The sequence below is a fragment of the Gracilibacillus dipsosauri genome, from assembly GCF_003176895.1.
GTDB classification, from domain to species: Bacteria; Bacillota; Bacilli; order Bacillales; family Amphibacillaceae; genus Gracilibacillus; species Gracilibacillus dipsosauri.
In genome coordinates, this window is record NZ_QGTD01000021.1 from 209,282 (window position 1) to 230,772 (window position 21,491).

22 protein-coding genes are annotated in these 21,491 nt (G+C 37.6%); 19 read left to right on the forward strand and 3 right to left on the reverse strand.

All coding sequences use genetic code 11. From position 1 onward, the window contains the following. Positions 1–219: 219 nt before the first annotated feature. The 7 genes from DLJ74_RS20105 to DLJ74_RS20135 are packed head-to-tail and all read left to right on the forward strand — an operon-like array spanning position 220 to position 6,464. Positions 220–2,172: a BglG family transcription antiterminator gene (locus DLJ74_RS20105; protein WP_109985821.1), complete on the forward strand. Its 1,953-nt coding sequence runs from the start codon at positions 220–222 to the stop codon at positions 2,170–2,172. Then, entirely contained in the window at positions 2,169–2,612 is a 444-nt protein-coding gene (locus DLJ74_RS20110) for a PTS sugar transporter subunit IIA (protein WP_109985822.1), read from the forward strand. Before DLJ74_RS20105 ends, DLJ74_RS20110 begins: the two co-directional genes overlap by 4 nt. Continuing rightward, the gene (locus DLJ74_RS20115; RefSeq protein WP_109985823.1) at positions 2,609–3,601 is read left to right on the forward strand and encodes a 6-phosphofructokinase; all 993 of its coding nucleotides are present in this window, start codon (positions 2,609–2,611) and stop codon (positions 3,599–3,601) included. Before DLJ74_RS20110 ends, DLJ74_RS20115 begins: the two co-directional genes overlap by 4 nt. A 13-nt stretch (positions 3,602–3,614) precedes the next feature. Then, complete coding sequence (locus DLJ74_RS20120; protein ID WP_109985824.1) at positions 3,615–3,905, forward strand: PTS sugar transporter subunit IIB; 291 nt, start codon at positions 3,615–3,617, stop codon at positions 3,903–3,905. Positions 3,906–3,924: 19 nt separating this feature from the next. Continuing rightward, on the forward strand, positions 3,925–5,208 hold the full coding sequence (locus DLJ74_RS20125; protein ID WP_109985825.1) for a PTS sugar transporter subunit IIC: 1,284 nt from the start codon (positions 3,925–3,927) through the stop codon (positions 5,206–5,208). Positions 5,209–5,220: 12 nt separating this feature from the next. Continuing rightward, positions 5,221–5,607, forward strand: a complete 387-nt coding sequence (locus DLJ74_RS20130; RefSeq protein WP_109985826.1) for a tetratricopeptide repeat protein — start codon at positions 5,221–5,223, stop codon at positions 5,605–5,607. Between the two features lie 14 nt (positions 5,608–5,621). Then, positions 5,622–6,464: a class II fructose-bisphosphate aldolase gene (locus DLJ74_RS20135; protein WP_109985827.1), complete on the forward strand. Its 843-nt coding sequence runs from the start codon at positions 5,622–5,624 to the stop codon at positions 6,462–6,464. 106 nt (positions 6,465–6,570) lie between these two features. On the opposite strand, the gene DLJ74_RS20140 is transcribed toward DLJ74_RS20135, so the two are convergent. The 3 genes from DLJ74_RS20140 to DLJ74_RS20150 are packed head-to-tail and all read right to left on the reverse strand — an operon-like array spanning position 6,571 to position 8,894. Then, a complete protein-coding gene (locus DLJ74_RS20140; protein ID WP_109985828.1) occupies positions 6,571–7,356 on the reverse strand; it encodes an ABC transporter permease in 786 nt (261 codons plus the stop codon). Next, positions 7,340–8,278 carry an ABC transporter ATP-binding protein gene (locus tag DLJ74_RS20145; RefSeq protein ID WP_245902403.1) on the reverse strand — a complete coding sequence of 313 codons (939 nt, stop codon included), beginning with the start codon at positions 8,276–8,278 and terminating at the stop codon, positions 7,340–7,342. Before DLJ74_RS20145 ends, DLJ74_RS20140 begins: the two co-directional genes overlap by 17 nt. Before the next feature lies 1 nt (position 8,279). Beyond that, complete coding sequence (locus tag DLJ74_RS20150; protein ID WP_109985830.1) at positions 8,280–8,894, reverse strand: TetR/AcrR family transcriptional regulator; 615 nt, start codon at positions 8,892–8,894, stop codon at positions 8,280–8,282. A 196-nt stretch (positions 8,895–9,090) separates the two neighbouring features. On the opposite strand from DLJ74_RS20150, the gene DLJ74_RS20155 reads away from it, so the two are divergent. The 12 genes from DLJ74_RS20155 (at position 9,091) to DLJ74_RS20215 (ending at position 21,488) form a co-directional block, all read left to right on the forward strand. Next, positions 9,091–9,516: a hemerythrin domain-containing protein gene (locus tag DLJ74_RS20155; protein ID WP_342767762.1), complete on the forward strand. Its 426-nt coding sequence runs from the start codon at positions 9,091–9,093 to the stop codon at positions 9,514–9,516. A 15-nt stretch (positions 9,517–9,531) separates the two neighbouring features. Beyond that, on the forward strand, positions 9,532–9,816 hold the full coding sequence (locus tag DLJ74_RS20160; RefSeq protein WP_054860939.1) for a hypothetical protein: 285 nt from the start codon (positions 9,532–9,534) through the stop codon (positions 9,814–9,816). 24 nt (positions 9,817–9,840) lie between these two features. Then, positions 9,841–10,116, forward strand: coding sequence for a hypothetical protein (locus DLJ74_RS20165; protein WP_109985831.1), 276 nt, complete (start codon positions 9,841–9,843; stop codon positions 10,114–10,116). Continuing rightward, the gene (locus DLJ74_RS20170) at positions 10,106–13,783 is read left to right on the forward strand and encodes a nitrate reductase subunit alpha (RefSeq protein ID WP_109985832.1); all 3,678 of its coding nucleotides are present in this window, start codon (positions 10,106–10,108) and stop codon (positions 13,781–13,783) included. The genes DLJ74_RS20165 and DLJ74_RS20170 overlap by 11 nt, the downstream gene beginning before the upstream one ends. Then, positions 13,773–15,275 carry a nitrate reductase subunit beta gene (gene narH, locus DLJ74_RS20175; RefSeq protein ID WP_109985833.1) on the forward strand — a complete coding sequence of 501 codons (1,503 nt, stop codon included), beginning with the start codon at positions 13,773–13,775 and terminating at the stop codon, positions 15,273–15,275. The genes DLJ74_RS20170 and narH overlap by 11 nt, the downstream gene beginning before the upstream one ends. Further along, a complete protein-coding gene (narJ, locus tag DLJ74_RS20180) occupies positions 15,272–15,865 on the forward strand; it encodes a nitrate reductase molybdenum cofactor assembly chaperone (protein ID WP_109985834.1) in 594 nt (197 codons plus the stop codon). Before narH ends, narJ begins: the two co-directional genes overlap by 4 nt. Before the next feature lie 23 nt (positions 15,866–15,888). Continuing rightward, complete coding sequence (gene narI, locus DLJ74_RS20185) at positions 15,889–16,581, forward strand: respiratory nitrate reductase subunit gamma (RefSeq protein WP_109985835.1); 693 nt, start codon at positions 15,889–15,891, stop codon at positions 16,579–16,581. A 115-nt stretch (positions 16,582–16,696) separates the two neighbouring features. Then, complete coding sequence (locus DLJ74_RS20190; RefSeq protein WP_054788012.1) at positions 16,697–17,545, forward strand: VOC family protein; 849 nt, start codon at positions 16,697–16,699, stop codon at positions 17,543–17,545. Positions 17,546–17,720: 175 nt separating this feature from the next. Beyond that, complete coding sequence (locus DLJ74_RS20195) at positions 17,721–18,635, forward strand: WD40/YVTN/BNR-like repeat-containing protein (protein WP_109985836.1); 915 nt, start codon at positions 17,721–17,723, stop codon at positions 18,633–18,635. Beyond that, a complete protein-coding gene (locus DLJ74_RS20200; RefSeq protein WP_109985837.1) occupies positions 18,622–19,479 on the forward strand; it encodes a hypothetical protein in 858 nt (285 codons plus the stop codon). Before DLJ74_RS20195 ends, DLJ74_RS20200 begins: the two co-directional genes overlap by 14 nt. 13 nt (positions 19,480–19,492) lie before the next feature. Further along, positions 19,493–20,005, forward strand: a complete 513-nt coding sequence (locus DLJ74_RS20205; protein ID WP_109985838.1) for a MogA/MoaB family molybdenum cofactor biosynthesis protein — start codon at positions 19,493–19,495, stop codon at positions 20,003–20,005. 472 nt (positions 20,006–20,477) lie between these two features. Further along, the gene (locus DLJ74_RS20215) at positions 20,478–21,488 is read left to right on the forward strand and encodes an AraC family transcriptional regulator (RefSeq protein WP_109985865.1); all 1,011 of its coding nucleotides are present in this window, start codon (positions 20,478–20,480) and stop codon (positions 21,486–21,488) included. Positions 21,489–21,491 lie beyond the last annotated feature (3 nt).

Below are 21,491 nucleotides of genomic sequence, written 5' to 3' on the forward strand. Positions count from 1 at the left end.
GAAATCAAGTAGGACATCGGGAAACTTTTGAACTGATAAGAAACTGTATAGAAGGTTGAATATGGACACAATGCTTTTTAATCCTATTAAAGCCAAAAGTGTCCATTTACAAATAGCGTATAATTTAAATCAAAGATGTTTCCGCTAAAGAGGAAAAAGTGTAGCTTAATAAAATGTAAGCACTTACCTATAATAAAAATAGAAAGGAGCAAATGAATTATGAAGCTACTAAGTAAAAGAGAGGTAGAAATTCTTCATTTGTTACGCAACAGTAAGGGGGTGCAAACAGGGAAAAGTCTTTCCTTGCTGTTAGAGGTTACAACAAGAACGATCAGAAATGACATGAAAAGCTTGAATGCAACCATCTCTAAGTATGGTGCAGAAATTGTGTCACACAAAGGAAAGGGGTATGAACTCCAAATATGGGAGGAGGTTGCTTTTGAAAATTTATACGCCGATCATATATCCATCATTCAAAACCACCCAGTTAAAAATGTTCACAGGCTGGAAAATGATGAAGTAGGAGAGCAAATTATTAAACAAATTCTAATGAATTGCTTAACAGACACTAGTGTATATCAAGAGGAGTTAGCAGAAGAGTTATTTATCAGTCTGTCCGCGTTAAAGAGCTATCTTTCACTAGTTAAAGCAAAGCTCTCAAATTATGGATTAGAGCTTGTAACAGATAGATTTAAGGGCATCAAAGTTACAGGAGAAGAGGATAAAATAAGATATTGTATTTCTCAATATTTATTCAATCATCAAAGTATTGGTGTGTACAATGATCTTTTTCCTGATAACGAGATTAAACGGTTAAAGGACATCACTTTGCACGTATTGTTAAGAAATCAGCTGAAATTAACAGATGTAGCACTAGAAAACCTCATTATTCACATCGAAATAACGATAAGAAGATATTTAAACAACAGACAATTAGACTATCAGCTGAATCTTACGGAAAGTTTGCAAGCTACGAAAGAATACAAAGTTGCCAATGAAATTATTCAACAGATAAAAGCAACATTAGACATCAATATTGAGCCAGAAATATTTTATATCACACAGCTTCTTCTTGCCAGTAGCAGACTATATAGGAAAGACATAGATGTTCAAGAATATAAACGAATGAACAACATGCTAGACACTGTACTTGATGAAATTAAAGAAAAAACATCGATTCAATTCAGTGGTGATCAGAAGCTGATTGAAGGATTAATCATCCATTTAAGTATCGCCCTAAAACGAATTGAGTATCAAATGAACATGAGAAATGAAGTGTTGAACAGCATCAAAAATAACTACCCGCTTGCATTCCAGCTTGCTGCAATTGCTAGTGGAAAAATTAGTGAACTAACCAATTTAGACATTGATGAAAATGAAATAGGATTTCTAGCCATTCATTTTGGAGTAGCTTTAGAGAAAAAAGGGTTAAATAATCAAGATATTAAGAAAATTCTGATTGTATGTGGCTCAGGTCTTGCTACCGCATCACTAATAAGGGAGAAAATATTAAATTATTATGGAGGTCAGGTAAGTGTGGTAGAGACGATCAGTTTAACAGAATTTAACCAACCCTTGTTAGATCAAGTAGATATAGTGGTTACAACGGTACCAATTGATATAGAGTCTGATAAAATTTTTACGGTTAGTCCAATCCTGAGTCACCATGATTTATCACTGATTAAGCGTAAAGTGATAGAAGATAGGCTTGAATCAGATGTAATTGAATTTGGCAATATTTTCAAAAGGGATCTTTTTGTGAAAAATATAGACCTGTCATCCAAAGAAAAAGTTCTAAGCTACATTACAACACTTATGCATGCTAAGCATTACATTGATGATTATACAAAACAATCTATATATGCAAGAGAAAGGATGGCTTCAACAGAGCTTAGTAATCTACTTGCCATTCCACATCCGCTAGATAATAGTATGCAAGAGACTAGCATTGCTGTCTGCATTCTCAATAAACCGATTATTTGGGATAGAGAAAAGGTGCAAGTGGTGATCGTCTTAAGTGTACCAAAGGATAAACAAAAGACATGGGAAGTTATATTCAAACAGCTCTATCATTTTCTTATAGAAGAATTTGGAATAACAAATTTAATATCAACTTATGAATATGATGACTTTATTAGAAATTTAAGTAAGTACAAGGAGAAAAGCTTATGACCGAAACATATTTCACCAAGGATAATGTCCAATTTAATGTGGAGGTAAAGGATTGGGAGGATGCGATATATAAGAGTGTTGGATTATTAAGGAAGAATGGATTAGTTACAGAGAATTATGCAACAGAAGTAGTTAACAATGTAAAAAAATATGGACCGTATATCGTTTTGTCACCAGGTATAGCCATCCCTCATACCAGACCAGAAAATGGGGCATTAAAGGTGGGGATGAGTCTATTAACATTAAAAACACCAGTATATTTTAAAGACATATCAGCACCAGTCAAGATTATGATTAGCTTCTCAGCAACAGATAATGAAAAGCATCTCGAAATTATTAAAATAATAGTGAAAATTGTAGAAAACGGATTGATAGATAAAATATCATCTATAACATCATTAGCCGATTTAAATAATCTAATAGGAGATGATCTCTCATGAAAAAGGTCGCCCTAATTACAAGTGGTGGGGATGGGGCAGGTATTAATTCGACCATTTATATGCTTGCAAATCATCAGCAAATTAATCTATATGGTTTTCACGGTGGATATAATGGTATCCTCAGCAATGACCCTATTCATTTAACACCACAATTTGTTGATAATAAATCACTTGATGGTATCCATTATATTCAGACAGGCAGAAGCAATCTCCCTTATACACAAGAAGGAAGAGAGAGGCTACACCGAAAATTGAAGACTGAAGGATTTGACTGCTTAGTTGTGTGTGGTGGAAATGGTTCTCAGAAGGCAGCACAATTACTTCACCAAGAAGGTACAAACACAATTTTTGTACCAATGACAGTAGATAATGATGTAATTAGCAGTGATTATAGTATTGGTTTTGATACAGCACTTAATAAATTGATGGATCTGTTATACGGGCTTCACGACACTGCTGTTAATATGCCTGGGAGGATTTTTATGGTCGAGGTGTTGGGGGGGAATGCTGGTAATCTGGCATTAGAAAGTACAATTGCAGGTGCCGGAGATTTAGCAATCGTCCCAGAATACGCCACACAAAAGGATGTAATCGTAAAAAATGTCCAAAAAAAATTAAAACAAAAGCAATCCTTAATAATCGTTTGCTCAGAATCTGCCTATGAAGATAACAACTATCAATCCGGGAATCAAGGTGTATCGTTTGAAATCGCAGCAGCCATCGAGAAAGGAACCGGTATTAGAGTGAGAAAGTCAATAGTTGGTTTTTATATTCGAGCAGGTAGACCGTCTTTTAAGGATGCATCGATTGCAGCAAAGATAGGGGCAAAGGTAGCTTATTATGTGACAAATAACCAATTTGGTGTGATGGTCGGGGTACAAAATGATCATATACAGGCGATATCATTTCAAGAAATCAGAAAACAATTAAATCGGTTGCATCCTCAAACAGTTGAAGTTGCTAAACAATATAACAAGATAATCCATTAAAGGAGGTGAGAATATGTTACAAATATTAGTCGTATGTGGGGCAGGCTTAGGTAGTAGCTTTGCTTGTCAAATGAGTGTGGAAAGTGTCCTGCAAGATATCGGAGTTAAAGCATCTGTCGATCATTCAGATATTTCATCAGCTGCAGGAACAAGAGCTGACATTATTATTTCAGGTAAGAATTTTGAATCACAGTTTCAAAGATATGATTTACAAGTGGACCTGATTTTCTTAGATCGTCTTGTAGACAAAAAGGAAATTCAAGAAAAACTAGTACCCGTTTTAAAGGCAAAGGGAGCACTATAAACAAAGGGGGTTATCATATATGGGAGTCATTGATTTTATTATTAATAGCATCCTAACACAGGCTTCTATCACCATAGCATTAATTGCATTTGCTGGACTCTTATTACAACGAAAGCCTTTTGGTGAAATACTGTCAGGCAGTTTTAAGACAATGCTAGGCTTTCTTGTATTATCGGCAGGTTCATCGATCATTGTTGGTTCACTACTATATTTTGGTGATATATTCTCTGAAGGTTTTGGTATGGAAGGAATCGTGCCATCAATTGAAGCCATTAACGGACAAGCAATGAATGATTTAGGGTTGGGAAATCAAATTGCCTTAACCTTTTTAGCGATCTTTCTCTTTAATATTATTTTGGCTAGATTTACGAAATGGAAATATATCTTCTTAACAGGGCAAGCTTTATTGTGGATGGCGACAATGACAACTGTGTTTGGTAGTGCTGCAGGGTTTAGCGGGCTAGGATTAATACTTGTTGGTGGTTTAGTAGGCGGAATTTTCGCTGTGGCTATGCCTGCTATAGCACAACCAATAGTAAGAAAAGTTACTGGAACAGACGATATAGCATTAGGTCATTTTTGTACAATTGGATATATATTTGCAGCAGGGGTTTCAAAAATTACCGGAAAAAATTCAGACTCTACAGAAAATATTAAATTTCCAAAAGGTTTAGGGTTCTTATCCGATACGTATCTTTCCGTGGCAATTGTAATGGTACCGTTATACGTTATTACTGCCATCTTTGCCGGTGCTGAATTCGGATCAGAGCTGTCAGGTGATGTAAATTATATTGTCTACGCTTTTTTGCAAGCTGTGCAATTTGTTGTAGGAGTTTATGTATTACTTGCTGGTGTTCGGTTATTATTAGCAGAAATCGTGCCTGCATTTAGAGGAATTGCTCTTAAGGTAGTTCCCGATGCAAAGCCAGCATTAGATTGTCCTGTATTATTCCCATATGCACCAAATGCGGTTACGGCAGGATTCATTACGACAACGATAGGTACAGTGATTGCAATGTTTGTTTTACCTTGGTTTGGCTTGGCAATGATTTTACCTGGAATGTTAACTAATTTCTTTGCCGGAGGAACAGCGGGTATCTTTATGAATGCAGTTGGTGGAAAAAGAGGTGTATTAATCGGTGGTATCGCGCATGGATTTTTTATTACTTTGCTCCCAGCACTATTAGTTCCACATTTTAATAACCTTGGATTTGTGAATACAACAGCAACAGATGTGGATACCGTGACAGCGGGACTATTTTTTGAATGGTTAATTCATCCGATCATGAATTTATTTGGATAAAGGGGGAAGTCGATGCCATTTTTTAAAAGGAATAAGAAAGAAAACAATGTGAAATCAGAAGTGCAGAAAGAAGTAAAAAAAGAGCATCTCACAGAGCAAATAGATAATTATTTATCAAAGCTAGAAAAAAACGAGAGTGAAGATCCTACCCACATCTTAAATATGCTTGGCAGTTTATATTTTGAAAAAGAAGATTACGATAATGCGATTAAGTATTATGAGGAAAGTATTGAACAAAGAAAGACGTTAGGGAAAGCTTTTACGGATTTAGTTAAACTTTACAATATTAAACGGAAAGAAGCTTCTCAAGAAGGTGATCGTGAAAAGGTCCAGGTATATTTACAGAAATCAGATGACCTTATGAAGCTAACAAAAGACACGATAAGGGGAAACATGTAGGAGGGCGTACAACGATGTTAAAAAGCTTAGATCAATTATTTAAAGAAAATGAAGGAAAAAGGGCGATAGGCTCTTTTAATGTACATTGTCTAGAAATGCTGCCAGCGATGCTAGAAGGTGCAAAAGAATTGAACGCACCTATTATTATTCAGACATCACCTGGAACTGCTGAGTATATAGGGCTTGATTTACTCGTATCAAGTATGGAAACACTATCCAATAGATTGGAATTAGATGTTTGTATACACATGGACCACTGTAAATCGATTGATTTTCTAAAAGAAGCAATCGATGCAGGGTATACTTCGGTTATGTATGATGGATCCAGTTTAAATCTTGATGACAACATTAAAAACACCAAAATTGTAACAGACTATGCCAGATTAAGAAATGTTTCGGTAGAAGGGGAAGTGGGAACGATCGGTGGAGCGGAGGATGGTATGGTAGTAGCTGAAGAAGATGCCATATATACTAATCCTGACGATGCCTATACCTTTGTTAGAGAAACAGGAGTGGATGCTATAGCTGTTGCGATAGGAACGACACATGGTCAATATAAATCAAAAGCGAAAATAAATTTCGAATTATTAGCAGAGCTTTCTACTAATATGAATGATGTAGGATTAGTGCTTCACGGAGGTACAGGAGTTTCGGATGATGACATGAGAAAATGTGTATCCCAAGGTATGAAAAAAATAAACGTTGGAACAGAATTGAACAAATCTTATATTGAAGAAGTTAATAAAACATTCTCTACTGCCACGCCATTAACTTCTTTAAGGAAGCTTCTATTACCTGCCAATAATAGAATAAAAGATATTGTAATGGAGAAATCAAAACTGTTCCAACTTATGTAAACAATAGTATACCATAATATTCAAATTATTTACAGGAGGAAAGCAATCTTGGTCTTGAAAGCTAGGTTGCTTTCTTTTTGGCTTCCATTTATCCTCTTCTTCCTTACTAACCTTCATGTTGATCTGTAAAAAGCCACCAATATAATGTGCTAAGGAATCCTATTAAACCTGTTGCGAGGATGATAAGGAAAGAATTCCACCCTATAGCGCCTGCTTCTCTTGCAATACCACTGTAGATTGCAGGGATAGACCATGGGAAGAAATCACCAAAGCCAGCAGCTGCAATTATTTGAGATAAGACCAATGTTAAAATAACAAAGCCTAATGGAGCTAAATAACCACCACTGTAGCATGCAAAGAAAGCAACGGGTGAACTTAGGAGTATCGTTAGTATAGTAACCACTAATAGTACGTAAAGACCTTGTGTGAATATTTCGTGAGACAATTGAGGAAGTCCTAACATCAAACCAATAAAGATACCGAGACAGACTATATAGATACTTAATAAGAAATTTGTAAGCATAGCTATTAAAAATTTTGCGGTCACAATAATGGATCTTGAATAAGGTAGTGCCAAGAGGTCCTTAGCGGTTTTGTCAGCATATTCTCTACCGAATATCCAGCTTGTAACAAAGCCAAAAATTAGAATTCCTCCAACCGAAATGATTTGGGCAAGTAAGCTTAAATATGATGGCCAGCTTGCTTCTCCAGCAATTTGGGCTTTTGCTCCGAGTAACCCTGCGTTTTTTGCAAGCTCTGGACTTTTTAAAACAAACATAAAAAATCCGGCCATTAATGGTGCAATCGTGAAAGCTGCCATAATAATCCAAACTACTTTAGATTTACGAATCTTTAGCCCTTCGGCATACAAAGCATTAAGAAAGTAATTCATTAGATTTTGTCCCCTTTGATTCAATGATTCTTAAAAAATAAGATTCTAAGTCTTCCTCTTCCACGGTTAATCTAGATGGTGGAAAGCCTTCGAATACAAGAAAACGAGATATTGTCTCCGGATGATAGATGGCTTCTTTGTCGTATAACTCGATAAATCCATTCTTATTTATTGCACAGGTGTAGCCAGTGGCTAAAAGCTTAGACATGGCAGACCTTCTATCTATACAGTCAATAATAAGCCGTTGATTGAGAAGTTGATTCAATTTAGTTGCTTCCATTTCTTGCAATAACTGCCCTTCGTGAATAATTCCAATTTTTGTAGCGATTTTAGCCACTTCACTAAGAATATGGCTAGAAATCAAAATAGTAACCCCCTTATGGAACGCCAGATCTTGAAGTAACTCTCGTATCTCCACAATACCTGCTGGGTCTAATCCGTTAACAGGTTCATCTAGGATTAATACTTCTGGACTCGACAGAAGTGCTTTTGCAATTCCTAACCGTTGAGCATTTCCTAAAGAGAGGTTTTTGGCTTTTTTGGTGGCATACTTTGTTAACTGAAGCTGATTCATCACTTTTGCTATCGACTGTCGATCTGAAATCAATCTGAGACGACCATAGATTTTTAGATTTTCTTCAACCGTAAGCTCAGGATAGGAGTAAGGGGTTTCCACCATATAGCCCACCTTTTTCCATATACTAGAATTGGTTAAACTAACTTTCTCTCCATTTATATAACAAGCACCTTGATTAGGACGAATCATTCCTAGTAACATTCGAATAATAGTAGTCTTTCCCGCTCCATTCAAGCCGATAAATCCATAAATCTCTCCTTTATTAACTCGTAAGGAAATATCCTTTACTGCCTGATGTCCTTTGTAACTTTTGGATAAATGCTTCGTTTGGATAATGGCGCTCAATTTACTTTCCTCCCTCACTTTGTATGAGACCATCCACGATAAGGTCAATGAAGAGATCGATTGTTTGCTGATAGACTGCTAGCCCAATTTCCTTTTGGTGTAATGTTAACAAGAACAAGGAACGAAGCAGTCCTGCTATTACCTCTGGTTTTTCTTCAATCTTGAATCCTTTCCTTTTAAATTTTTCAAGCAAGGGTAAAAATGATGACGAGTCATTTTTTAAATGCTTCTCTAGTAATTCTGGTGATAGTTTTTTTAGCATTTCCTGCAAGTTGTTGCCGATGTATAATTCACGAATTAATGGATTTGTTTCGATCGTATGAATCAATTCGCGAAGCATGCTTTTGATTGCTTTTTTTGGTTGCTTCTCCTTGAAAATATCTACTTTCGTGAATTGCTCCCTAATCTTTTCTTCTTCCTTTTCTAGGATGATAAAGTACAGCTCTTCTTTTGAATGAAAGAATTTATAAAAGGTTCCTTGAGCGATTCCTACATTTTTAGTGATTTCAAGAATACTTGTTTTTTGAAAACCCCACTTACTAAACAGAATTTTTGCTTGTTCTATAAGAGAATTAGTGATCACTTCTTTCTCATGTTCATTAAATCCTCTTGCCATAATAATCACTCCTTCGATATGATTGTATGAATAAAATTATTTTATATTCATAAAGATTATACTACTTTTTAACAAATAGGAAAAGATTTATTTTTAGTTCAATTGCTTAACATCCTAATAAGCCACCCTGTATTAAGGGTATATTTCAATAAATACATGGAAAAAATAAGTAATATAAAAAATTGGATGAAAAGGGGTGGACCACTTGTCAGGACCAGCATTAAGAAAAGTAGATAGTCATTCAGCCATTCATGATGCTGCATTGCAGGAAGCAAGAGAATTGACGAATGTTATCGAGCGTTTTTGGAGAAATGGTAATAAGGAAAGGGCATTAAAGACGGCTTTTATTACGATAGAGCATTGGCAAACAAGAACACTCGCTCATGCTGATGCGGAAGAGGAAGGGCTTTATCAAGAGATTGCTGCCCAATCTAGCGAGAAACACGAAAAAATTATGGGACTAAAGCGAGACCATGATTTAATGCGAGGAATCGTAAGCGATTTAAAAGAGGAATTAAGTACGAATGGGATGAATGAAGGTATCATTCAACAATTGCATGCACTTATCATTATTGATGAATTACATAATCAGGATGAAATGAAAGTATTACCAGACCATTAACAGGAGGTGAGTGTATTGCTATTAGTATCCTTCTCTCCATTTTTATACCAACAGTTGCTTGATACGATTCAAAAGGAAAATCTACATTCATTTGATATCGATGCACATGTGATAAAAGGAAATCATCACATAGAAATTGAGATTTACTTTGGTGAAAACTTTCAGCATGTAACGAAGCAAAGTTTTCCAGTCAAGATTTTAGAAGAAAGAGATCAAGACTATTTAAACTTTTGTACAAAAATTGGCCAAACATGTAAAGAAACGATGATTCAGGATTATTTCAAGATGATGAAGCTATAACTTTCTAAAAGCGAGGGAATTACTATGTTTTTATATGAGCAAGAAGCTCAAATGGGAGATGATCGTCAAGATTTGATTGAAATATTACAGATGCGTTTTGGTGTCCTTCCCGAAGAATTAGAGGAGCATCTCTATCAACTTAGCGAATTCGAAACATTGCAGCGACTCATTTTAGTAGCTGCCAATGTTCCTACTCTCCGTGTATTTATGGAAGAACTTCAGGAAGGTAACCATCCTTTTAAACTAGTAGGGGAAAGATTTAATCCATTAAGAGAAATAGGTGATAGAAATGAAGAATAATCCCCTTTTTAAACATTTGAAATTTTTAACACCTGGTCAAAAGATTAACCAAGGTTTTACGGAAGAAAGTAAACGTCCGCGCGATTGGGAAAAAATCTATCGAAATAGATGGGGTCATGACAAAATTGTCCGATCCACACATGGTGTAAATTGCACTGGCTCCTGCAGCTGGAAGATCTATGTAAAAGACGGCATCATTACCTCAGAAACACAACAAACGGATTATCCTTCAACAGGGGAAGATTTCCCTGAATACGAGCCTCGTGGATGTCCACGAGGTGCTAGTTTTTCTTGGTATACCTATAGTCCTGTACGAGTTAAATATCCGTATATTCGTGGTGATTTATACGCAATGTGGAAGGAAGAAAGGGAGATAGGCCAGGATGCTGTTCAAGCATGGAAAAATATCACAGAAGATCCAAAGAAACGTGATAGCTTTATAAAAGCACGTGGAAAAGGTGGATTTGTTCGAGCGGAATGGCAAGAGGTGTGTGAAATAATTGCAAGTGCGACCATTGCGACAATTCAAAAATACGGCCCTGATAGAATTGTTGGATTTAGCCCTATCCCAGCGATGTCTATGGTTAGTTATGCTGGAGGAACCCGTTTCTTATCATTAATTGGTGGAACGATCCTAAGCTTTTATGACTGGTATGCTGATTTACCACCAGCTTCTCCACAAGTATGGGGGGATCAAACGGACGTACCAGAAAGCGCTGATTGGTACAACTCTAAATATTTTATTATTTGGGGAACAAATCTACCACAGACGAGAACACCAGATGCTCATTTTATGGTGGAGGCTCGTTACAATGGAACCAAAGTGGTTGGTGTTAGTCCTGATTATGCAGAATACGAAAAGTTTGCAGATCTTTGGTTGCCAGCTCGTGCAGGTACAGATGGAGCATTAGCTATGGCAATGACACATGTCATACTCAAAGAATTTTATGTGGATAAACAAACCCCCTATTTCATAGATTATGCCAAGCGTTTTACTGATTTATCTTTTTTAATCACCATTGATCAAAAGAATGGTCAATTTCGTTCAGGTCGTTTCCTTCGTTCATCGGATTTGTCTGAAGACCATAAATTAGGCGAGTGGAAGCCAGTTGTCTGGGATCAAACAACTAACCACTGGGAGACACCAAATGGAACCCAAGGTCATCGTTGGGATGAATCAAGTAAATGGAATTTAGAGCTAACCAAAAAGGATGGAACAGTCATTGACCCTCAATTAAGCTTTATCAACCAATCTGACACCGTTATCGAAGTAGAGTTCCCCTATTTTGCAAAAGCAGAAGGTGACGTGATAAAGCGAGGGGTTCCGGTAAAGGAGATAAAACTAAAAGATGGTGAGCAAAAGTATATCACAACGATTTATGATTTAATGATGGCCCATATTGGCGTACCGCGAGGGTTGTCAGGTGATTATCCGGAAAATTATGAAGACCCCAAACCATATACCCCTGCGTGGCAGGAAAGTATAACAACAGTACCAAAACAGCATGTGATTCAAGTAGCAAGAGAATTCGCAGACAATGCAGAAAGAACAAAAGGTAAATCCATGATTGCCATGGGTGGTGGTACAAATCATTGGTTCCACAGTGATCAGATATACCGATGTATATTAAATCTCATTTTGCTTACAGGCTCACAAGGTGTCAATGGTGGTGGATGGGCTCATTATGTTGGTCAGGAAAAGGTGCGACCAGTGGAGGGCTGGCAGCAAGTAGCCTTTGCTAGGGATTGGGGGGAAGTCCCTCGTTTGCAAAATGGAACATCCTTCTTTTATTTTGCAACAGATCAATACCGTTATGAAGAAAGTCAGGCATATCCTGAAAATAATTGGCGTAGCAAGTATATGAAAATGCACCCAGCAGATGTAAATACTTTAGCGGCGAGACTTGGCTGGTTACCATCATATCCACAATTAACGCAAAATAGCATCGATGTTGTGGCACAAGCGCGTCAACAAGGTGCTAAGGATGAGCAAGAAATTATTCAAAGAGTAACAGACCAATTGAAGAAGGGAGAACTTGATTGGGCAATCGAAAACCCTGATAATCCACAAAATTTCCCGCGGGTCTTTTTCAATTGGCGTTCTAATCTATTAGGGGATAGTGGAAAAGGTCACGAATATTTTGTAAAACATTTTATTGGTGGCGATAATCAAGTATTGGCACAGGAGGGCACATCCTGGCGACCGGAATCTGTCCATATGGACGAAAAAGGGGCGGAAGGGAAGGTTGACCTATTTGTCAGTATGGACTTTCGAATGACAAGCTCTGGGCTTTTCTCTGATATTGTGTTACCAGCGGCTACATGGTATGAAAAATATGATATTTCCACAACCGATATGCATCCATTTATTCATCCCTTTAATGCTGCAGTTAACCCGCCATGGGAAGCCAAAAGTGATTGGAATACTTTCCGCGAAATTGCGAAGGTTTTCTCAGAATTGGCAGCAGAGCATTTGCCTGGAGAGACAGAGGAGTTAATGATGTCACCACTTGGCCATGATTCACCAGGAGAAATAGCCCAACCATTCGGTGAAATTAAGGATTGGCGTAATGGAGAGACCGAGGCTATCCCAGGAAAGACCATGCCAAGCATGCAAGTGGTTAGAAGAAATTATAGCAAGACCTACGATAAAATGACGACAATTGGTGACACATTAAAGAACGGCTATGGAATGAAGGGAGTGCACTACCCTGGGGAAAAGGTCTATCAAGAATTAGAAAAACGATTGGGAACGTCCAAGCGGGAGGGACTTGGAAAAGGTCATCCTGAGCTCTATAAAGACAAGGATGCGATCGAGGCTATTCTGCTTATGTCTGGAGCATCTAATGGTAGACGAGCGGTGGAAGGATGGAAATCATTAGAAAGCAAAACAGGTCAGCCATTAGCTGAAATCTCTAAAACTAGAGAAGAAGAGGCCTTCACCTTAGATGATCTGACAGCACAGCCAAGACATACCATTTCTACACCTGTATGGAGTGGCTTAGAAAAAGACCATCGACGCTATTCCCCATTTACGGTTAATAAGGAATATAAGATTCCTTGGCGTACATTAACGGGTCGTCAAAGCTTTTACTTAGACCATGAAATGATGCTTGACTTTGGCGAAGGATTGCCAACCTATTTACCACCACTTGCCCATGGACCTTATATTAAGGGAGAAAAAGAAGCAGAGCATGATCAACCATCACTTACGATTCGTTATTTAACCCCACATCAGAAATGGGGTATTCATACGATGTTCACAGAAGCTACTCCAATGGTCCAGTTATTTAGAGGTTGGCAGGTTGTTTGGATGAATGAAAAAGATGGTGCCAAAATCGGGCTAAAGGATAATGATTGGATTGAGGTTTATAACCGTAATGGCGTAGTGGCAGCACGTGCAGTGTTAACCTACCGAATTCCAGAAGGGATGGCCTATATGTACCATGCACAGGATCGCACAATGGGTGTACCTGGAACGACTATTACGAAAAAGCGTGGTGGAACACATAATAGTGTGACTAGAATTACTGCGAAACCAACTCATATGATTGGTGGGTATTCGCAGTTAAGCTATGGTTTTAATTATTATGGGCCTACGGGAAGCCAACGAGATACAATCGCTATTATTAAACCGATGAAGGAGGTCAACTGGCTTGAGGATTAAAGCGCAAGTAGCAATGGTCATGCATTTGGACAAATGTATTGGATGTCATACATGCTCTGTAACCTGTAAAACAACATGGACAAATCGACCAGGGGCAGAATATATGTGGTTTAACAATGTAGAAACACGTCCAGGCCCTGGCTATCCAAAACAATGGGAAGATCAAAATCGGTATAAAGGGGGTTGGGTGTATCGTAATGGGAAACTCCGCCTACGTGCAGGTGGTCCATTATCTAAATTAAAAAATATTTTCTATAATCCTGATATGGAAACCCTCGACGATTATTATGAGCCTTGGACCTATGATTATCAGAATCTGATCCATCGTAAAAAGGGGGACAGTTTACCAGTTGCTCGGGCCAAGTCTATGATTACAGGTAAATATATAGATAAACCAGAGTGGGGATCGAACTGGGACGATGATTTGGCAGGTGGTAGTGAAGTGGTACCAATGGATCCTAATGTCGAGAAACTGCAGGAACATATTGCAATGGAATATGAAAAAACCTTTATGATGTACTTGCCACGCATTTGTGAGCATTGCTTAAATCCATCTTGTGTAGCATCCTGTCCTTCAGGAGCATTGTACAAAAGGGAGGAAGATGGCATTGTCCTAGTTGATCAGGATGAGTGTCGTGGTTGGCGTTTTTGTATGAATGGCTGCCCATATAATAAAGTGTACTATAACTGGAACACACATAAAGCAGAAAAATGTAATTTCTGTTATCCAAGAACAGAAGCAGGCTTGCCCACGATATGTTCCGAGACATGTGTCGGACGTATTCGTTATATTGGGGTCGTTTTATATGATGCTGATAAAGTGAAAGAAGCGGCATCTGTAGAAGATCCAAAGGAATTATACGAGGCTCAATTGGCTTGTTTCCTCGATCCGTTTGATCCAGAAGTGATCGAAAAAGCAAAAGAAGCTGGGATAAACGAAGAATGGATTACCGGGGCTCAGGATTCGCCTATTTACAAAATGGCGATGAAATGGAAAATTGCTTTACCATTACATCCGGAATATCGTACTTTACCAATGGTTTGGTATGTTCCGCCACTCAGCCCGATTATGAACCACATTACTAATGAAGAAGAATTAAACACAGATGGTTACATCCCTGCAATTGATCAAATGCGAATACCGGTAGAATATTTAGCATCACTTTTATCAGCTGGAGATACCGATGTCATTCGTAATGTCTTACTTAAATTAACTGCCATGCGCGTGCATATGCGTCAAAAGACAGTAGGAGGGATTGACCCATTAAGTGAAAGTGATTTATTAAAAGCTGCTGATATGTCTGAAGAACAAATAGAGGAGATGGCAAATTTACTCGGAGTCGCAAAATATAAAGATCGTTTTGTCATCCCAACTGGAAGAAGAGAAATGCAGGATGATTTATTTTACAAACAAGGTGCATGTAGTTTAGAGGAAATAGCTCCACCTGAAGGTATGGTTACCTATCCATTTGAAAGAGGGAAAGATGCATGAAACAAAAAGAAGCAGAATTATTAATAATAGCAGCTCGATTGTTAGATTATCCATCAAAGAAAAGTCTCGAATATGCTCTAGCATGGACTAGACAATCAACGATTTGGTCTAAAGACCAGGAACGTGTTGTCAACGTGTTAAGTCCACTTCAAAAAATGAACTTCTTAGAGCTAGAAAAACTTTATGTAGATACATTTGATCTCAAGGCAAAAATCGGATTATATTTAACAGCTCACGAGATTGGGGACAGTCCCAAAAGAGGCGCGGCTTTAGTTAAATTACAGAAAATCATCAACCAAGCTGGTTTTGACAGGAGAGATGGTGAATTAGCGGATTATATGCCGATGTTATATGAATTAGTGGCGGTTATGGATGAAACGGATGATGCCATTCGTTTGTGGAAGCGATTAGGGAATGCCACTCAAATTATTTATAATCAATTGCCAGAAAATAATCCGTATTATCCTCTGATTTCATTATTAATGACAGATGTATTCCAAGCACCAACAAAAGAAGAGTTAAAGCAAATGGAGCGAGATCGTGAAAAAACGGATCTAGATGAGTTACCATACCCATTGCTGTATAACTAGCTATTCTTAGGGAGGAAAACAAAATGTTAGATATCTTTTTGTGGGTGGTTTTTCCTTATATTACACTAACAATCATGGTTTTAGGTTGTTTGTATCGTTTTATGTATCGACAAAAAACTTGGGTAGCGCCATCAACAGAATTTCTCGAGAAAAAATGGTTGCGAATTGGTTCACCACTTTTTCATTATGGAATTCTCTTAGCTATTATCGGTCATGCGATGGGGCTAATCATCCCAATCGAGTTTTATCGAGCACTTGGGATTAGTGATCATCTCTATCATATTGGGGCTATTTATGGTGGAGGAATTGCAGGTCTAATGGTAGTAGCAGGTGTTATCATTTTGTTGATTCGCAAGGTTACAATGGATCGTGTCAGAATCCATGCTACCTTTGCTGACTTTTTCACTGTGATTGCTTTAATTATAGTAGCTGGAATCGGTACCTATATGACGATTGTTTATAATACGACCGTAGAAGCCTATGAATACCGGACTACGATCGGACCATGGTTCCGAAGCTTGTTCGCATTTCAACCACAGTATCACCTAATGGCAGAAGTCCCTACTCTCTTTAAGGTACATGTAGTAGCATCCTTTGGCTTATTTGCATCGATTCCTTTCACGCATTTAGTTCATATCTACAGTGCTCCTATCCATTATTTAGCAAGATCACCACAGCAATATCGATCACGATCCGGTTATCAGGTGAGAAAATGATAAATCTGGCTACCAATCAAGAATAGTTGGTAGCTTCATTTGTTTTTCTTGACTTCATAAACTTACAAAAGTATAATTACTTACATAAAGTAAGTTAGCGAAAAGGAGGAAGTTTATGAACTTTCATCAAAAACCGATTACCTTTGTTAGTCATGTTCATTTGAAAGTAGAAGATTTAATTCGATCTGTTCAATTTTACAAAGAAGTGGTCGGATTTACTATATTAGAACAAACCAAAACATTAGCAAAACTAACAGCGGATGGCAAGAATACCTTATTAACCATTGAACAACCCGAAGATGTTCTACCACAACAAGGGAGAACTACAGGTCTTTATCACTTTGCTATTCTGTTGCCAAAACGCTCGGACCTTGCTGATTTTGTTTATCATTGTGTTGAACGAGGAATAAGGCTTGGTTCCTCTGATCACTTGGTCAGTGAGGCGCTTTATTTTCATGATCCAGATGGAAACGGTATTGAAGTATATACTGATAGAGATCCATCCACATGGATATGGCAGGATCAGCAGGTAAAAATGGCCGTCGATCCATTAGATTTCGAGGATTTATTAAAGCAAGGTAGTCGTCATGGCTGGAAGGGGCTCCCTAAGGATACAGTGATGGGACATATTCATCTTCACGTCGCAGATCTTGCTACAACCGAGGAATTTTATAGGCAAGGTTTAGGCTTTGAAGTAGTTGAACGCTTCAGCGATCAAGCTCTGTTTATTTCAACAGGAAAGTACCACCATCATATTGGGTTGAACACATGGAATGGAGTAGGTGCACCAAGACCAGTAAGGAATAGTGTTGGACTTAAATGCTATACTATTAAATATCCAGATAAAGCGACACTACAAAAGGTTGCAACAAACTTAAAAGCAATAGGCGCAAAAGTTGATGTGAAAGAAGGCAAATTAATTACAGAGGATCCTTCTGGAAATCAGATTATTCTATCTATTTAAGCAGTTTATAATTAAATTTAATACGAAACAAATTAAAAGAATCTATTTATAAAAGTGGATTCTTTTTATTTTATTTTTCACAGCATTAATCATCTGTAAGACTCCACACTTATACATTGGAAAAATGTGTTAGAATTAGTGTTAAGAGAAAATTGTTAGAAGGAAGGATCCTTGAATGAAAAAAGCAATCATAAGCATCGCCACCATAATTGGAATCACTTTAATACTTACCCTTATTTACTATCAAAATAGCGAACCTACACTACCCACAGATCAGCTTGTTCAACAAAATAAAACCCCACAAAAGCAACAAGAACCAGAGCCATTACAACCGATCGGGGTAACAGAGAAGCTTGGCTATTCCCTTCAAAATGATGAGGTGCAAATGACTTACGATAACGGCGAAACTTGGATGAAGGTACCAATTGAAAAACAAGATTTATTTGAAATAACCTATAGAGGGAACGAGCAAGAATTAGAAGAAGGCAGCTTCATTTTTTCAGAAGAATTAACTGGATTTCTATATTCAAAGGCGGGAAATATTGTATTTCACTATTCAAGGGATAAAGGGGAGACATGGCAGGAGGCAATAGTGCGAAATTCACCATTTCCGATGCGCTTTCGAAAGATAGACTTTATTGATTCTAGCTTCGGGTATGCCATCTTCACTGGAGATAAGGCGATGAGTCAGGAAGAATCGTTTGTCTATCTCACATTTAATGGTGGCGAAACATGGCAAAAAACAAATCATCCTGGTGTAACGCGACTCATAGCAGATGGAGGATTTGTTGACCATCAAACAGGTTTTTTATCCTTTGGAATTTTAAACCCAGAGGCACCTGAGCTTCATGTATCCCAGGATGGGGGAAAGAGCTGGACAAAAGCACAAATAAATATGCCTAATAAATATGATAGAGTATTTGTTATTGCTGAGGTTCCCTTTATAGAAGATGACCATTTAGCACTTCTTATTCATCAAGGGCGATCTGGAGATTACATGGGTGGTAAGGTGAAAGGTAAATTTATTTCCAAAGACAATGGGCTTACATGGGAATTTTTGATGGAGGTTGAACCGAATGAAGAAGCATAAGCTATCCATCTTCCTTGGATGGATTTGTTTGCTAATAGCATTAGGCAGTTTTTTGTTACAAATAGGTAGTCTATATGTACAACAAAAATACCAGTTAGAATATATTGATCATCGCCTATTTTATATCATTAATATTGTATGTCTTATTTTTATCTTGCTGGCACTCTTTTTATTTGTTTCATTTAAGAAATCGTGGATCATTTCTATGAGTTGCTTTGTGCTACTATTTACGATTATTCATCTCCTTTTCATGCAAAATGATCAAAAGGAAATTAGGAATGTTACAAGTATTTCTCCAGATAGGAACCATGTATTTTCGATTAAGCATAATATTAGCACTGGAGAGAGTGTATATTATAGGTCGCGTTACAAAATTTTAGGTCAGGCTAAAGAAACTTTACCAGACTTAATTCAAAGTGACTTGAAAATAGATTGGTTAGTCAATGATGTGGCAGCGGTTACATATCAGGCATCTAATGGATCGACTCAACAGTTTGTTGCTACATTTGGTGATCGTGGTGATGGAATGAGCTACTACTATGTGGGTGCAGAAATTCACGGAAGATGGCAGTCAGATCAATTGGAAGTACGATCTTCCTCAGATGGAATTATAATAAAGCAAGGAACAAAAGAAGCTTTATTTAACTGGGAAAATATCGAACAATTTGGAACATTGGCGTTAGTATTATCGAAAAATGGTGAAGCGAAGTGGACAATTGCATTAGACGAAAACTTCCAAAAATCATCTGATACAGCAACTATGGCTCCTTCCGGTAATATTATTTTATCGAAAGCAGTGCTCACAAATAATCAGCCAGTAAAGCTATCCTTTGTAAAAGAGTAAGGAGGAAATATATATGTCACAACTACATAAGAAAGAAGCACCAAAATCAATTACTTGTAAAATCATTACAGTCAGTGATACAAGAACTGAAGAAACGGACAAAAGTGGAAGACTGATGCGCGATTTTTTAGAAAGAAATCATCATCAGGTGAATGCTTATGAAATTGTCAGAGACGAGTATAAAGAAATCCAAAAGGCGATCGAACGAGGAATCGAACAGGAAGGTATTGAGGCCATCTTGTTAAATGGAGGAACAGGGATTGCTAAACGTGATGTCACAATAGAAGTAGTGAACAATATGCTAGAAAAAGAGATGCCAGGATTCGGTGAAATCTTTCGAATGTTAAGCTTTCAAGAAGATATAGGATCGGCAGCGATCTTATCAAGAGCAACTGCTGGAGTTATAAGAAATAAAACCATTTTCGCAACACCAGGTTCTTCAGGAGCAGTTCAATTAGCGATGGATAGATTAATCATTCCTGAGCTTGGACATGTGATGAGGGAAATCTATAAGGATATAAAATGAGGGGGTGTCCTAACTGAGAATAGAATTTATTCATTATATGATAAAATCGTCCATCGGTGTTATGATTGGTACTATCTTAGGAATACTCGTTAGGATTTATATCGTATTAGAATCAGGTGATGAATTCATATCATTAAAAAGTTTAGATATATTCATCATGTTGATTTTATTCCTTGTTAACTTAATTGTTTTCATAGTTTTCAAAAGAAAGAAGAGCCAGTTTAAGGGAGAAGAAAAGCAACACTCCTTCTAAATGTTAATCTAAAAGCTGCCTAGGATAATGGCAGCTTTATTATTGCTAACTAAAACATTACTTTTTTGATGGAGATCTTTCGTCACTAGGCGTACTGTGCAAGCGAAATGTCGCTTTCTACTAGTTACAATGTTAAATAAAGAAGCTATTATGATATATAGGCGTCAGTACATTTCAGCATGAAATATAAGCAATGCATAAGGAGGGCACCTACCTATGATGCCTCAAAAACGAATAAAATTCCCTGTAGGCTTTTGGAAAGGAATAGCCCAATTAGGGATTACTGCACAAGATGTTGTTCGAAAAGCTCACCTACCTTTAACTATCATAAAAGAACAAGCTGTTACAAACGACCAATATTTCGCGATCTGGCAGGCGTACTCAGACCTGATGGATGACACAGCTGAAGGAATTATTAAGCTCGCATCTGGGTTTGAAACAACGCTTTACCCGCCAACTGTTTTAGCGACTTATCATGCTCGAGACTATCGTGATGCTTTACATCGAATGGCTCGGTACAAACGAATGTGTCCTCCAGAAGCTTTACGTATCACGGAGAAGAAGGATCATTGTATCATCGAATTAGCCTGGTCAGATAACGTGCAAGCAGGTCCACCGATGTTAATTGGTATCACACTAGCATTTCTATTAGAACTAGGGCGTAGAGGTACAGGGCAACCTTTGGCTGCAAAGAGTGTCGAATTCTCGCAATCAATGGGTGATGTACAAGTACTTGAATCCTATTTCGGTTGTCGTGTGAAGACCTGTGGCACAAGTAACCGATTAATATTAGAACGGAAAGATTTGGATCGACCGTTTGAATCGTATAATGCAGAATTATTGGAGATACTTACGCCAGTATTAGACCAATCATTAGAGGCTGAACAAAGTAACCGTTCGATTAAAGAGATGGTGAAGTGGATCACGAAACGCAGTCTTTCAGGAGGACGTCCTAACATTCAAATTATTGCCAACGAATTAGGGATGAGTGGGCGTACTTTACAGCGTCGGCTTAAAGATGAAGGCACTAGCTTCAACGATCTATTGACACAAGTCCGACATGAGATGGCAAGAGAGTTCTTGACAGATCTAAAGCTTGATTTAAAAGAAGTGGCTTTTTTGCTTGGCTATGAAGATTATAATTCCTTTTTTCGAGCCTTTCGTCATTGGGAAGGAGATACCCCTTCAAACTGGCGTGATGATCATAGAGAAACAGAGTCAAAAATCTAACAA